This is a genomic window from Enterococcus sp. DIV1059_2, from assembly GCF_051713685.1.
In the GTDB taxonomy this organism is placed as follows: domain Bacteria; phylum Bacillota; class Bacilli; order Lactobacillales; family Enterococcaceae; genus Enterococcus_D; species Enterococcus_D casseliflavus.
Map to the genome: position 1 here is coordinate 1,518,818 of NZ_JBIOQK010000001.1, position 13,971 is coordinate 1,532,788.

Annotated in this window: 11 protein-coding genes and 2 other annotated features; of the genes, 9 read left to right on the forward strand and 2 right to left on the reverse strand. The window is 45.5% G+C overall.

Annotated elements, in window-relative coordinates; all coding sequences use genetic code 11:
• Nucleotides 1–143 precede the first annotated feature (143 nt).
• Nucleotides 144–1,295, forward strand: a complete 1,152-nt coding sequence (locus IGI72_RS07010) for a glycerate kinase family protein (protein WP_218213058.1) — start codon at nucleotides 144–146, stop codon at nucleotides 1,293–1,295.
• Nucleotides 1,296–1,369: 74 nt separating this feature from the next.
• Here the strand turns inward: IGI72_RS07010 and IGI72_RS07015 are convergent, their stop codons facing one another.
• Complete coding sequence (locus tag IGI72_RS07015; RefSeq protein WP_438753624.1) at nucleotides 1,370–1,708, reverse strand: RidA family protein; 339 nt, start codon at nucleotides 1,706–1,708, stop codon at nucleotides 1,370–1,372.
• 268 nt (nucleotides 1,709–1,976) lie between these two features.
• Between IGI72_RS07015 and IGI72_RS07020 the strand changes: the two genes are divergently transcribed.
• Nucleotides 1,977–4,541: an HAD-IC family P-type ATPase gene (locus IGI72_RS07020; RefSeq protein ID WP_438753627.1), complete on the forward strand. Its 2,565-nt coding sequence runs from the start codon at nucleotides 1,977–1,979 to the stop codon at nucleotides 4,539–4,541.
• A 16-nt stretch (nucleotides 4,542–4,557) separates the two neighbouring features.
• On the opposite strand, the gene IGI72_RS07025 is transcribed toward IGI72_RS07020, so the two are convergent.
• On the reverse strand, nucleotides 4,558–6,009 hold the full coding sequence (locus IGI72_RS07025; protein WP_438753629.1) for a helix-turn-helix domain-containing protein: 1,452 nt from the start codon (nucleotides 6,007–6,009) through the stop codon (nucleotides 4,558–4,560).
• Nucleotides 6,010–6,872: 863 nt separating this feature from the next.
• Nucleotides 6,873–7,085 (forward strand) — a binding site (T-box leader).
• A gap of 66 nt (nucleotides 7,086–7,151) precedes the next feature.
• Nucleotides 7,152–7,398 (forward strand) — a binding site (T-box leader).
• A gap of 58 nt (nucleotides 7,399–7,456) precedes the next feature.
• Here IGI72_RS07025 and trpE point away from each other — a divergent pair.
• From trpE to trpA, 7 genes are read left to right on the forward strand one after another with little or no spacing between them, the layout of a single operon-like run.
• Nucleotides 7,457–8,863 carry an anthranilate synthase component I gene (trpE, locus tag IGI72_RS07030; protein WP_438753632.1) on the forward strand — a complete coding sequence of 469 codons (1,407 nt, stop codon included), beginning with the start codon at nucleotides 7,457–7,459 and terminating at the stop codon, nucleotides 8,861–8,863.
• Nucleotides 8,844–9,422, forward strand: coding sequence for an aminodeoxychorismate/anthranilate synthase component II (locus IGI72_RS07035; RefSeq protein ID WP_121261692.1), 579 nt, complete (start codon nucleotides 8,844–8,846; stop codon nucleotides 9,420–9,422). Before trpE ends, IGI72_RS07035 begins: the two co-directional genes overlap by 20 nt.
• Before the next feature lie 16 nt (nucleotides 9,423–9,438).
• Nucleotides 9,439–10,473 carry an anthranilate phosphoribosyltransferase gene (trpD, locus tag IGI72_RS07040; RefSeq protein ID WP_438753635.1) on the forward strand — a complete coding sequence of 345 codons (1,035 nt, stop codon included), beginning with the start codon at nucleotides 9,439–9,441 and terminating at the stop codon, nucleotides 10,471–10,473.
• A 26-nt stretch (nucleotides 10,474–10,499) separates the two neighbouring features.
• Nucleotides 10,500–11,258 carry an indole-3-glycerol phosphate synthase TrpC gene (gene trpC / locus IGI72_RS07045; RefSeq protein ID WP_438753638.1) on the forward strand — a complete coding sequence of 253 codons (759 nt, stop codon included), beginning with the start codon at nucleotides 10,500–10,502 and terminating at the stop codon, nucleotides 11,256–11,258.
• Nucleotides 11,255–11,902: a phosphoribosylanthranilate isomerase gene (locus tag IGI72_RS07050; RefSeq protein WP_354018405.1), complete on the forward strand. Its 648-nt coding sequence runs from the start codon at nucleotides 11,255–11,257 to the stop codon at nucleotides 11,900–11,902. Before trpC ends, IGI72_RS07050 begins: the two co-directional genes overlap by 4 nt.
• Nucleotides 11,899–13,092 (forward strand): tryptophan synthase subunit beta, encoded by a 1,194-nt coding sequence (trpB, locus tag IGI72_RS07055; RefSeq protein WP_438753640.1) that lies wholly within the window; start codon nucleotides 11,899–11,901, stop codon nucleotides 13,090–13,092. The genes IGI72_RS07050 and trpB overlap by 4 nt, the downstream gene beginning before the upstream one ends.
• A complete protein-coding gene (gene trpA, locus IGI72_RS07060; protein WP_438753643.1) occupies nucleotides 13,089–13,865 on the forward strand; it encodes a tryptophan synthase subunit alpha in 777 nt (258 codons plus the stop codon). Before trpB ends, trpA begins: the two co-directional genes overlap by 4 nt.
• Nucleotides 13,866–13,971: the final 106 nt, after the last annotated feature.

The following is a 13,971-nucleotide window of genomic DNA, read 5'->3' on the forward strand; positions in this document are numbered from 1 at the left end:
ATACTTCTATCATAAGAGGATAAGAGATGACTTACAATGGATTGCTAGTTAATTTTTGGTTGATTTAATTAACTAAAAGTTGATTATAAGGCGAAGTATTCCAATCTTTGGGAAAGAGATGATCGTAAATGAGAGGTAGAAAAATGAAAGTTGTAGCAGCGATCGATTCCTTCAAAGGAAGTGCCACTTCCGCAGAACTAAATCAAGCGGTCTTAAGCGGGTTTTCAGACCAGTGGGAAACACGCAGTATCCCAATCGCTGATGGGGGAGAAGGGTCAATGGCAGCAGTCATTGCTGCGCTGGGAGGCAATTACGAAACGGTTTCAGTTACCGCTCCATTAGGCGGTAAGTTGCAAGCCCGTATGTTGGTCACCAAAATCAAGGAAGAAAAAATTGCCCTGATTGAATCTGCAGAAGTGATTGGGTTGCAACTCGTGGAACCTAGTGACGAGACCACCCGCAATAGCTCTTCTTTTGGTTTAGGCCAAATGGTCTTAGCAGCTTGCAGGCAAGGTGTGAAAAAAATTTACCTGACCCTTGGCGGTAGCGGCACTTCTGATGGGGGCGTAGGCTTTTTACTTGCGCTAGGAGCAACCATTCAAAGAAACGAGCGGATGGAAAACAATCCTTTGCTGCAAGCAGAATCTCTGGCGCTCAGCCAGTTGAACCCTCTGCTTGCACAAATTGACCTGTTTGCATTGGCCGATGTAACGAATCCCTATTTTGGCAATCAGGGATTTGCGCAGGTTTTTGGTCCGCAAAAAGGGGCATCCCAAGAAACGATCCAGCAGTTGGATCAGCAGGCAAAGCGCTTGGCTGAGCACATCAAGCGGACCACGGGGATCGATCTGGAAGTCCCTGGTGCTGGTGCGGCAGGTGGGCTTGGTGGTGCTGTTCGTTTGGCAGGTGGTCAATTGGTTCCTGGATTTGCGACGATCGCTTCATTGGTTGGATTTGAGGAAAAAATCAAAGAAGCAGATTTGTTGATCACGGGTGAAGGACGCATCGATGGGCAAACCGCTGGGGGAAAAGTACCCTATGGCGTCGCGTTGCTCGCCCACAAACATCAGGTCCCGGTTGTTGCCATCTGCGGCTCCCGAAGCGACGATCTAGGAAAACTGCCGCAACTACTATCTGCCGTCTTTTGTATCCAGCAAGGTCCGATTTCGTTGACAGAAGCGATGGAGAAAAAGCGAACCTTAGTGAATGCTCAACAGACTGCTCAAGCCATCGCTGGTTTTGTGGAACAGTGGCAAAAAAAGACTGAATCAGACGCTTCAAATAGGACTGAATAAGAAGATAACACCAAAAAAACTTCGTATTGGCTACTGCCTTTTGTACGAAGTTTTTTTGGTGTTTTTCTCTGTGCTTAAGCCAAGGTAGCTTGTGCATCAATCTCTACTTTAAATTCTGGGGCAACCAAGCCGGCAACGATGACGAGACTCATGGCTGGTTTGTTTTCTGCCAAAATAGTTGTAAACACCGTACGGACAGCAGCTAAGTAGGCAGCATCTGTTAAAAAGACGGTCATTTTGACCACCGATGACCAGGACAGTTGATTGGCTGATAGAAGCTGTTCGATCTTTTTCAAAACGATGGTTGTTTGCTCTTGCGGGGCCTCAGGTGTGGCTCCGTCTTGCGACGGCGTTTGACCAGAAATGAAAAGAAAAGGTCCTTGAGCGATTTTTGTATCGGTATAGATTGCCATTTCTTTGGCTCCTTTCGTCTATCTTGCCTTTGGATGATGGGACAGATAGAAATTGATTGGGTGTGTCCTAGTTTACTTGATTCCACCTGCAAAAACAATCAACGGACGTTTTCAGTTGGTTGTGTGAAGCCACGCGACCAAGCCGCTCTTCCCCTTTAAGAAAAGCACTCATTTTTTTCAGGCCCCGCTGAAATTATCGCCAGAATTTTATGGTTTCAATGTCTTATACTATGTTCAGATCAAATAAATAAACAAGGAGGAAAAAAATATGAATTGGTACAAAAACACAACAGAAGAACTATTACACACATTGCAAACAACACGGCAGGGCCTTTCCTCCGAAGAACGCAACCAGCGCTTAGCAAAGCAAGGTGAAAATAAAATTACTGAGGCAGCGCAGATACCCACATGGAAGAAAGTCGGCAAGCACTTTACCGACTTACTGATGTTGGTCTTGATCGTCGCAGCCGTCTTAAAAGGGATTTCTGGTGATTATATCGAAAGCGGCATTATTATGGCGGTCGTCGTCATCAATGGATTCGTCGGCTACTGGCAAGAGCGCAAAGCCCAAGAATCACTGGATGGATTGAAGCAGTTCATGGGGCAAGAAGCAACGATTTATGTTCACGGCCGCAAAAAGAAAGTTGCTGTTTCTTCCTTAGTAAATGGAGATTTAGTCGTTTTAGGACCAGGAGATGTTGTACCAGCAGATATGCGCTTGATCGAAACCCATGATCTTGTGATTGAAGAGTCGATTTTAACTGGCGAATCTGAGCCTGTTCAAAAAATGACCGAGCCTATTACTCAAGAAAGTACAATTGGTGACCAGCGGAACATGGCGTTTTCTGGTACCCATGTAGAAAGCGGAACTGCCAGCGGGATCGTCGTTGAAACAGGCGACGATACACAAATCGGCCAGATCAATCAAGCAATTCAGTCTGTGAAAGCGCAAGAAACCCCGTTGATCAAAAAAATGAAGCAATTGAATCACCAAATCTTTAAAGGCATTATCGGATTAGTGGTTTTCTTGATCTTCTTTACTACCTTCCGCTACGGCTTTGATCTTGATCTCTTGTTCTCATCAGGTATCGCCTTAGTGGTAGCGATGATTCCTGAGGGCTTGCCAGCCGTGCTGACCATGATTTTATCGATGGGTGTCAAGGAAATGTCTGAGGAGCAAGCAATCATCAAAACGATGCCATCAGTGGAGACACTAGGTGCCATGACGGTGATTTGTTCAGACAAAACAGGAACCTTGACCAAAAATGAAATGACGGTCGTCGATGTTTTAGTTGAGTCAAACGTGGATAAAGCAACGGTGCTTGATATCATGGCAAATTGTCAAGACTTGAAGCAAGATGAAGGACAAAAGGCTGCGGATCTCGTTGGGAACCCAACCGAAAAAGCCTTGTTACAATACGCAGAATCAGCGCAGCAACCATTGCGTAAAACAGTCGATAAGATTCCTTTTAGTTCCTCTTACAAGTACATGGCAACACGCCATCAAAATCAAGAAGAGCCGAATGCCTCGGTAGTTTTTGTCAAAGGTGCGCCCGAAGTGTTGCTTGAGAAAAGCCAACTGACTTCAAATCAAAAGCAATGGTGGTTAGATGAAAGTGCAAAATTAGCAGCGAAAGGGCAGCGGCTGATCGGCTTTGCGCATCTGACGCTGTCGGCACAGGAGTCCTTGTCCCACGAAGGGCTAACCAATTTAACCTTTGTCGGGATCGCTGGTATCATTGATCCTCCGAAAGACAGTGCCATCAAAGCGGTAAAAGAGTGCTTGCAAGCGGGCATCCAAGTCAAAATGATCACAGGAGACCATGGCAAGACTGCTCAAGCCATCGGCAAGCAAATTGGTTTGAAGCACACGAATCACGTGTTGGAAGGGTTAGAAATCGATCTGCTGTCGGAGGAAGAATTGCAGCAAGCAGTCCAAAAGACAGACATCTTTGCTCGAACGACCCCTGAGCATAAATTACGGATCGTTAGTGCTTTGCAGGCGAATGACGAGATCGTCGGAATGACCGGTGATGGCGTAAACGATGCACCAGCGCTGAAAAAAGCCGATATTGGGATCGCTATGGGGATCAAAGGCAGTGAAGTAACCAAGCAAGCAGCCGATATGGTTTTGGCAGACGATAATTTTCATACGATCGCCAATGCCGTCCGAGTGGGTCGTCGAATCTACGATAATTTGAAGAAAACCATCAACTTCTTCTTACCAACTGCGGTTGCCCAAGGATTGATCGTTATTGCGGCACTCTTGTTGAACCGACCACTGCCACTGACACCTGTCCAAATTTTATGGGTAAATATGGTGACAACGATCACGCTTTCTTACGCACTCGGTTTTGAAAAGGCAAGTGCGGATGTCATGAATCGACCACCACGGCCAATCAAAGAAGGCATCTTGTCTTGGTACAGCTTGTTCCGCATCTTCTACGTCTCGCTGTTGATCATGATTCCTTCTTACGTCTTAGCGGTTCAATTTGAGGGAACGGTCCTTCAGCAAAGCATGCTGCTGCAAAATATCGTCTTTGCCCAAGCGGTCTACTTGTTGAACTGTCGGGAGCTGGTCAAGCCAGCCTTGAATCGCCAACTGTTTGCCAACCGAGCGCTATTCGTTTCTCTTTCACTGCTGATCGTATTACAGGCAGCTATTTTCCTAACCCCTCTAGGACACCATCTTTTAGGGATCGGTTCTTTGACCTTGATGCAGCAGTTGAGTATCGCTGCTAACGGCGCACTCCTTTTCGCAGTCGTTGAGGGTGAGAAATTTATTACGAATAAGCTGCAAGGACGGCAAAAAGCCGCTCCAGTGAAGCAGTAGCGGCAGCTTGATGATTCTAGCGATAGCTTAAATAATAGGTTTGGATGAGCTCAGTCACTTGATTGAGCTCATTTTTCGTTGGTACCATCGATAAGTAAAAAACTGGAACAGATACTTCCTCTAAAGGGAAATTTGAGAGAATAAAATCAACCTCGATTTTCGCCAACGCTTCTAGTTGACCAGGCTCGATCGCCGATAAAAGGATGCGGGCACCGAGGAAGTCATTCAATTCTTGCAGGAGATAAGCTTTCCAGGCAGGTTCACCTTGGAAAACAAAATACCCTTTTGCGCGAATGGGATTGATTTGTAAAATCGCTTGTTGGATCAGTAAGGTGGTGGTTGACCATAATGGAAAACTCATTTCCGATTGACTGGCTGTTTGCTCTTCTAAAAAGTCATGGATCGTCGCTTCGATCGGTAGAGAATAGGGTTGATTTAACCGTTGGATCTCGTGAAATTCGAGCCCGAACAATTCTGAGAGCTTGGCTGACTCTTGCGATTTGATCAAAAGCAACAGTAGATTCTCAATCAGTTGTGTATCACTAGCTAAAGACAACTGCAACAAGCGGTCTAGTTTTCCAACAAAATGGGTCGTTTTCTGATAAATGGTTTGGTAGGATTCAAGGGTTGCTTGGATCGTTGCGGACCAGTCGTTATTGTAGTTCCAACTTTCTAAGAAGCAGTAGAAGTTAAAGAAGTGTTCGCTGCGTTCTAAATAAACGCCTTCTTTTTGATACAGCTGGCTTAATGGCTGTTGGAAAAGGCTATAAAGGGGATCGTCCCCCTGAAATTCAAAGGAATCGATACGGCAATTGGCTTTGATGCGAATCGTATTGATAAAAAACCAGCAGGTACCATAGATTTGTTCCACTTCGATCTGCAGCTTGGCTTTTGCTAAGCGATCCAAGAAATGATAATAGTGGGACTCATGAATCGTATATTCCTCAAAAAAGTAATTGTTATGGGTGTATGGCAGTAACAGGCGATGAAAAAAAACACGGATGTTGATCTCACTTCCTTCAAAGCGGATCATGCGATTGGTGATCCGAATCCGCAACGAAAAATCAGTGAGACTTTTGTTTAATTTTGTCACATGTCGTCGCAAGGTCTCATAGGATGTCCCTGTTTGGTTAAGAATATCTTGCGTACGGAGTTCGCTGGAAAAAAGCAATGCTTTCATCAAAGAAACACCGATCGATTGAGGGAAAAACGTTTCCCAGAGCTGACTCATCAACAATGGCCCATCATGGGTCAGAGCAAAGCCACTACTGGCAGCTTCGATCTGCCAACCATCAGGCAATTGTTGGCGAATATAGGTTAGATCGGAAAAAACGGTTCGCTCCGTCGTATCGATCAATTTTGCTAGTTGCTTGGCAGTGATCATTTTGTGATTCGCCAGTTGTTCCAAGAGAAGGATCTGACGTAATAAATCCTTCTCCGTAATGATTTTTTTCATCATCCCATCCATGACAAAAACTTCCTTTCCGAGTCTTGAAGGTCAAAAGAGTCACATTGACTGTTTTGATGAAAGACAACTCTTTCGTGTTCTTTTTGATTTTATACGAAAAAGGCAAGTTTTGCTATTTCCAATTCACTGGATGATGTTTTTTTTATTAAAAAAGCTGGGATCGGCAACCTTCTGAGTAACTGTCTAAAGGAATGCGTTTGTTTTATGTGTTCTAACGGTTAGAGGTCTATCATGTGTTCGTATTTCTTCATTCGCAAATACATAGAATAACTTTCTTTCGACAATTTTATTTTTGAGGAAAAAAGACTCTTTTTGCGAGAGGCATAGAGTTTTCGATGGAGCGCAGAATTGATGATCCATTCAATTTCTGCTTGTTCTTCCTCAGATAATTCGACTTTTTTCTCATTGGATTGAATGAGAGAGTAAGTAAATTCTAAGCAGCTCATTTTATAAATAAAGGTGGAAAAATATAATTTGTCTATGTGCATTTAATCACCCTTTCTTACATTCGGTTCAATCATATAGAAGAATATTTCAAATAACAATTCTGTTTTTTCATGATGTTATGAAAATTTTGGATAAATGTCGATTTTTTGGCAAAATTATAGCAAAGCTTTCACTCTTTGATCTTCACGTAAGGGTTATTAAAAAAACAAATATTATTTAAATGGAGTAGCAGCTATAATTAAGTACGCTGAAAGAAGTGAAGGAGATTTTTATCCTAAAGAATGTCTTTTTATTTTGGTTAAGGCAACCCATTGTAGGTTGTTTTCTTGTATTGTCAAAAGGAGTCAAAAAAATAAAATTCGCTTTTTTCTGTTGACAGATCAGCAAAAGCCACGTAATATAGCTACCAATAACTAGTAAAGACCAAACAAAAGAGAAGTATGGGGACGTTCGTCTTGCAGAGAGCTGATGGTGGTGTAAATCAGCAGATTGACGCTTCAGAAATGGACTTTTGTGTCGAAAGGCTGAATTCAGTAGGCTTTTTTCGGGATCTCCCGTTACAGAGAACGATCGTTGATAGATGATCTAGAGAACCAATTGAGGTGGCACCGTGAGTAATCGCCCTCATGCAGACGAGTTTGTTTGCATGAGGGCTTTTTTGTTTTTCTTGCCCTTCAACCAATAAAAAAATAAACGTAAAATCAAACTAAGAGAAGTACTTGAGTCTTTTTTGGTTACAGAAAGTCGGCGGTGATGAGAGTCCGATACCAAGAAATCAAGGAAATGGCCTTAGCCGATCATTTTTTGAACCTTTTTTTGGCAGTAGGAAAATGCGGGAACTCCCGTTATAGAGGAAGACCGTTGTTAGACGGTTGATAGAGAAGAAGTTGTTTCTTTAGGCAACTTTCAATTGAGGTGGTACCGCGGTCATTCGCCCTCAAGCAGACGTTTTTATGATGTTTGCTTGAGGGCTTTTTGTTTACAAAGAAAGGAGCAGCTTATGTATCGAATGGAACGAATCAACAGCGATTGTTTGACACCTGTCTCAGTGTTTTTACGGATTCAAGGGGCGCATAAATGTTTACTGGAAAGTATTCCCAGAGAAGAAGATACGGGACGCTATTCGATCCTCACTTTTGATCCTGTTCAGAAACTGACCTTTAAGGATGGTGTTTTTCAAGTAGAGGATCATTTGGAAAAAACGGTCAACAAGTATCCCTGTCAGGACCCTTTAAAAGAAATGGAACGGTATGTAGTCAAAAAAGAAACCACCGCATTATCGGATCTGCCGTTGCAAAGTGGGGCGATCGGGTATGCGGGCTATGATATCGCAGCTTGCTATGAAGATATTGGACAACTGCCCGCAGATGAATTGCAGGTGCCTGATATGGCCTTTTGGCTTTTTGAAACCTTTCTCGTTCTGGACCATCAAAGGGAAACCTTGACCATCATCCTTGAAAATTGCTACAGCCAAAGGGGGACTGCCGAGATGGAGCAGGTACTCCAAGCGGTGCAGCAGCAATTAAGGACACCAGTCGCAGCTGAGACCCGTGGGTTATCGAATGAAAAGCTGCATTTTACAAGTAATGTTACTCAACATGCCTATGAAACGATCGTTCGTGAGGCAAAAGCCCGAATTACGGCAGGGGATATGTTTCAAGTGGTTCCTTCCCAACGTCTGCAAGCAGCATTTACACAAGATCCTTTTGACTATTACCGAAAACTGCGAGTGACGAATCCGTCTGCCTACCTCTATTATCTTGATTTCGATCACGGATTCAAAGTGATCGGCAGTTCACCTGAAAGCTTGATTCGGGTTCAAGGAACAACGATCACCACAAATCCAATCGCTGGTACCCGCAAACGAGGGGCAACCAAAGCAGAAGACGAAGCTTTGGCGGCGGAACTATTAGCAGATGAAAAAGAACGTGCAGAGCACCAAATGCTGATCGATCTGGGGCGCAATGATTTGGGCCAAATCGCTGAACATGGCACGGTTCATGTTCCTTTATACATGGTGATTGAGAAATACCGCTATGTCATGCATATCGTTTCGGTTGTGGCTGCCAAGCGCAGAGCAGGTGTGACGGCAATGGATGCCTTGAAAGCAACCCTGCCAGCAGGCACGGTCAGCGGGGCACCAAAGATTCGTGCCATGACTCGCATCTATCAATGGGAAGCTGTTCGAAGAGGGGTCTATGCGGGAGCCGTTGGGTATTTTTCTCGAAACGATCAAGCGGATTTTGCCATCGGGATTCGGACAATGGTTTTGAAAGACGCGATCGCTTATGTCCAGGCAGGGGCGGGTGTCGTTTATGATTCTGATCCCTCATCTGAATACCACGAAACCTTACACAAAGCCAAAGCACTATTGGAGGTGTCAGCCAATGATCTTACTCGTCGATAACTATGATTCGTTTACTTACAATCTTCTCCAGCTCTGTCCAGAAGAAACAGTCGTCTTGCGAAATGATGATCCAGACCTTTTCCTTGTTGCTGAAGAAGCAGATGCCATCATTTTTTCTCCAGGACCAGGACGTCCCGCAGAGGCAGGATTCATGATTCCTTTGATCAAAGCACACCATGATAGCAAGCCGCTTTTAGGGATCTGCTTAGGTCATCAAGCCATTGGAGAAGCGTTTGGTGCCAAAGTGGTCCAAGCACCAGCCATTATGCACGGCAAGCAATCGAGCCTGACGTATCAGAAAAAAGGCGTATTCGAAACCTACCTAGGAGACATGACTGTCATGCGCTATCATTCGCTGGTCATTGAGCCAGCGACCCTTCCTGCACAATTTGAGGTATTGGCTGAAACAAAAGGGATCATCATGGCGATCCAGCATCGACAAAAGCCGATCGTAGGACTCCAATTCCACCCTGAATCAATGGGGACAAACGAAGGGGCGTTTTTTATCCAACGGTTTCTTGAACTCATTTCAGAGAAATCAGCAAAAAGCAGCAAATGAAAAAGGAGGAACATTTATGGAAGCAGTCAAAATACAGCAGCCGCAGCAAATCACCCAGCAGCTTTTTAATGGCAGTCATTTAAGTTATCAGGAGATGCGCCACTTTGCTCAAGGAATTTTAAGCGGGATGTTTTCAGAAAGTCAATTGGGGGCAGCGTTAGTTGCGATGAAGATTAACGGCATTACAGCCGCCGAATTGACCGCTTTAGCGGAAATCATGTTAGAGCATGCCGTGACCATTCCTTATGAAGGAAGAGACGCCATGGACAATTGCGGTACTGGCGGCGACCACTCCAATAGTTTTAATGTCTCCACTACGGCTGCTTTCGTGTTAGCAGCTGGGGGAATCACGATGGCAAAACACGGCAATCGCAGTATCTCTAGTCGTTCAGGCAGTGCCGATGTCTTAGCCTGCTTGGGGGTATCGATCCAAGCATCACCAGAAAAAATCGCTGAGCTATTAACGACTGTCGGCATCGCGTTTCTCTTCGCTCCCTCGTTGCATCCCGGCATGAAAGCAGTGATGAAGATACGGCAAGAATTAGCAACGCCAACGATTTTTAATCTATTAGGCCCCTTGATCAATCCTGTTCCGTTGACTACGCAACTGATTGGGACTTACGCAGGCGAGAGCTTGGCCGACACCGCTCAGGCGTTAGGCAGTCTTGGTCGGCAAAGAGCAATGGTGATCCATGGATGCAACGGAATGGATGAAGCCAATTTGGCAGGTGAAACTGCGATCAGCTTTTATAAAGGAGGAGAGGTAGCCAATTTTTCTTTGGATCCACAAGCGTACGGCTTTACGCCAGCGCCGATCGAGGCGATCGTCGGCGGGGATGCCGCTCAAAATGCGGCGATCTTAACTGCGGTGTTGAAAAATCAACCCTCCGTTTATCTAGAAACGGTGGTCTTAAATGCAGGGTTAGGCTTTTACGCTAACGGCAAAGCCACCACGCTAGCAGAAGGGTTTGCGATGGCACGGGCGTGTATCGCTTCGGGTGCCGCCTATGACAAACTGCAGGAGTTGATCCGCCAGTCAAATAGCCAATAACTACGAAAGCTGTAAGGAGGAGAATCATGGATTTTTTAGAAACGATCATCCAGAAAAAAGTTAAAGAAGTTGCCGCGATGCCACAAGAAACCGAAAAGGTCGTAGCGAAACGCCCATCATTTTATCAGCAAGTCAAGGACCGACCACAAAAGATGCACCTCATTGCTGAAATCAAGCGTGCTTCACCCTCAAAAGGAGACATTAACCAAGCGATCGACCCAGTCACGCAAGCGCAAGCTTATGAAGCCGGGGGTGTCAGCGGAATTTCCGTTTTGACCGACCAGCAGTTTTTCAAAGGCTCGCTGGCAGATCTTGAAGCAGTCAGTAAGGCTGTTTCGGTGCCTATACTATGCAAAGACTTCATTATCGACAAAAAACAATTGATTCGCGCCAAGAATGCAGGTGCCAGTATCGTTTTATTGATCGTGGCTGCGTTAGAGCCAGCCCGTTTCGTCGCGCTGTATCAAGAAGCCGAAGCACTAGGGTTGGAAGTACTCGTTGAGACTCATAATGCGGCTGAATTTCAACAAGCCCAAGCATTAGGTGCCAAAATCATCGGCGTCAACAATCGTGACCTAAAAACTTTTGACGTTTCCTTGGATGTCAGTGTTGCTTTAGCACCTCAGCCATCAGAGGCGGTTTATATCAGTGAATCTGGTATTCGAACTGCCGCAGATGTGCTGCAGCTTGCACCGTTTTATCATGGAGTCCTCGTTGGAGAAACGTTGATGAGAAGCAATCGAATTGCTGAAACAGCGGCAGATTTGCAGGTGAGCCGCCGATGACCAAAGTGAAAATTTGCGGACTCACCGAACGCCTGCATGTCGAAACTGCCATCAATGCAGGAGCAGATTACCTTGGCTTTGTTTTTGCTGAAAGCCGTCGGAGAATCGATCCGACCCAAGTCCGCAAGATAACGGAGCAAGTACCCGAAAATGTAGGGAAAGTCGGGGTTTTCGTTTCTCCAAGTGTTGAAGAAGTGCAAGCGGCAATTCAAGCCGCCCAACTGACAGCGATTCAGCTCCATGGAAAGGTTCTGCCATCTTTGCAAACAGCCATTCAGAAGGGCGTTTTTGCTCATCAAAAGATCGCAGTGATCCAAGCCTTTGATGGAGAAGCAGAAACTTTAAAGCAAGATTTCCTGAGCTGCGATGCAGATTTTGGTCTATTGGACGCTCCAGTAAGAGATCACCCTTATGCTGGCGGCAACGGCCAGTCCTTTGATTGGCAAAAAGCGGCGAGAGAACCGTTGCCGTTGTCTGAGCGATTTTTTATTGCTGGCGGGTTGCACGCGGAAAATGTAGAAGAGGCGATCCAACTTTTTGGGCCTTATGCTGTCGATGTTTCTTCAGGCGTTGAAACCCAGGGCAAGAAAGACAGTCGGAAAATCGAACAATTTATTCATTTAGTAAAGGAGAAAAAAAGATGACTCAGTATCCCACAAAAACAGGATTTTATGGTTCTTTTGGCGGACAGTTTGTGCCAGAGACATTGATGTATGCAGTCAAGCAATTGGAAACTGTCTATCGTGAAGCACAAACGGACGCAAGTTTTCAAGCTGAATTACAGGAATATTTACAAGAGTATGTAGGAAGAGAGACCCCCCTTTATCATGCCCAGCGCTTGTCACAACACTTAGGCGGTGCCAAAATTTATCTGAAGCGAGAAGATTTGAATCATACGGGTGCCCATAAAATCAATAATGCACTTGGCCAAGTCTTATTAGCAAAACGGATGGGGAAAAAGAAAGTGGTAGCAGAGACCGGTGCTGGGCAGCATGGCGTCGCCACAGCAACTGCGGCCGCGTTGTTCGGTATGGAATGCACGATTTTTATGGGCGCGGTAGATGTTCAGCGGCAAGCACTAAACGTCTTTCGAATGGAATTGTTGGGAGCAAAAGTGGTTTCAGTCACATCAGGCAATCAGACATTGAAAGATGCTGTCAATGAAGCGCTGCGCTACTGGGTCGCAACCGTCGAGGACACTCATTACGTGATGGGTTCGGTACTCGGTCCGCATCCTTTTCCAGAGATCGTTCGAGATTTTCAAAGTGTGATTGGCAGTGAGACACGGCGGCAACTATTAGAAAAAGAAGGACAACTGCCAACGACAGTCGTTTCGTGTGTTGGCGGCGGCAGCAATGCGATGGGAATGTTTTACCCTTTCATCAACGATCAAACCGTTCGTTTGATTGGCGTTGAAGCAGCTGGAAAAGGCGTGGATACTACCGAGCATGCGGCGACTTTAACGAAAGGCAGTATCGGTATTTTACATGGTACCAAAATGCATTTGCTGCAAGACGATGATGGGCAAGTGATTGAACCCTATTCGATTTCAGCTGGTTTGGATTATCCAGGGGTCGGTCCCGAGCATTCTTACTTGAAGGAAATTGCACGTGCGGAGTATTTCGCGGTCACTGATGAAGAAGCTGTTGACGCCTTTTATCTCTTGTCTCAAATCGAAGGCATTATTCCCGCTTTGGAAAGTGCTCATGCCGTTGCCTATGCTTTAAAGTTAGCGCCAACGATGACAGCAGAAGAACGCTTAGTGATCTGTTTGTCTGGGCGAGGGGACAAAGATGTTCAACAAATCAAAGATCGGAAAGGAGCAGCGAAATGACCAGCAAAACATTGACGATGAAACTAAAAGAGCGCCAAAAACAAGGCAAGCCTTTGTTTGTACCTTATATCATGGCGGGTGCCAACGGACTGGAACGCCTGCCAGCAGAAATCGAACTGTTGACGACACATGGCGCAGCCGCCATTGAAATCGGCGTGCCCTTTTCAGACCCAGTCGCAGATGGAGCGGTCATCCAAGCAGCTGGAATGCAGGCATTAGCCAATGGCACCACTTTAAAAAAGATCATTGCTGCGCTGCAAACGATCCATTCTGAGGTTCCACTGGTATTGATGGGGTATGCCAATTCATTCTTTCATTATGGGATTGAACAGTTAGCAAATGAGTTAAAAACGACAAATGTGAAAGGGGTGATTATTCCAGATTTACCTTTTGAACATCGATCGCTAGTAACGCCTACGTTTGATGCGGCGGATCTCGCGCTGCTCACACTGGTCTCTTTGACCAGTCCTCCAGACAGAATTCAGACGCTGATCGAAGAAGCGGAAGGATTCGTCTATGCTGTGACAGTGAACGGTGTCACTGGAGAAGATCGCCAATACAACGAACAGCTGGATCAGCATTTGCAAGCCATTTCGGAAAAAAGTCCGATTCCTGTACTAGCTGGTTTCGGGGTCTCGACCCACGCGGACGTGCAGCGCTTTGCCCGAGTGTGCGATGGGGTAGTGATCGGTTCAAAAATCGTAGCAGCCTTACAAAACGAGCCACTGCCTAAAGTCAGTGAGCTGTTAGCAGAACTTGTCGGTATTTCATAGAAAATCAAGGTGAAGGAAAGAACCCAAGTTGGGTTCTTTTTTTTATGAGAAAACTAGTATTCGAGATACTGATGGGCTGCTATGGAAAAAGAGCACGCTGTGTGAA

Excerpts from the sequence above, each read along its gene's own strand:
- IGI72_RS07010 (WP_218213058.1), top strand. The coding sequence starts at position 144 with ATGAAAGTTGTAGCAGCGATCGATTCCTTCAAAGGAAGTGCCACTTCC.
- IGI72_RS07015 (WP_438753624.1), bottom strand. The coding sequence starts at position 1,708 with ATGGCAATCTATACCGATACAAAAATCGCTCAAGGACCTTTTCTTTTC.
- IGI72_RS07020 (WP_438753627.1), top strand. The coding sequence starts at position 1,977 with ATGAATTGGTACAAAAACACAACAGAAGAACTATTACACACATTGCAA.
- IGI72_RS07025 (WP_438753629.1), bottom strand. The coding sequence starts at position 6,009 with ATGGATGGGATGATGAAAAAAATCATTACGGAGAAGGATTTATTACGT.
- trpE (WP_438753632.1), top strand. The coding sequence starts at position 7,457 with ATGTATCGAATGGAACGAATCAACAGCGATTGTTTGACACCTGTCTCA.
- IGI72_RS07035 (WP_121261692.1), top strand. The coding sequence starts at position 8,844 with ATGATCTTACTCGTCGATAACTATGATTCGTTTACTTACAATCTTCTC.
- trpD (WP_438753635.1), top strand. The coding sequence starts at position 9,439 with ATGGAAGCAGTCAAAATACAGCAGCCGCAGCAAATCACCCAGCAGCTT.
- trpC (WP_438753638.1), top strand. The coding sequence starts at position 10,500 with ATGGATTTTTTAGAAACGATCATCCAGAAAAAAGTTAAAGAAGTTGCC.
- IGI72_RS07050 (WP_354018405.1), top strand. The coding sequence starts at position 11,255 with ATGACCAAAGTGAAAATTTGCGGACTCACCGAACGCCTGCATGTCGAA.
- trpB (WP_438753640.1), top strand. The coding sequence starts at position 11,899 with ATGACTCAGTATCCCACAAAAACAGGATTTTATGGTTCTTTTGGCGGA.
- trpA (WP_438753643.1), top strand. The coding sequence starts at position 13,089 with ATGACCAGCAAAACATTGACGATGAAACTAAAAGAGCGCCAAAAACAA.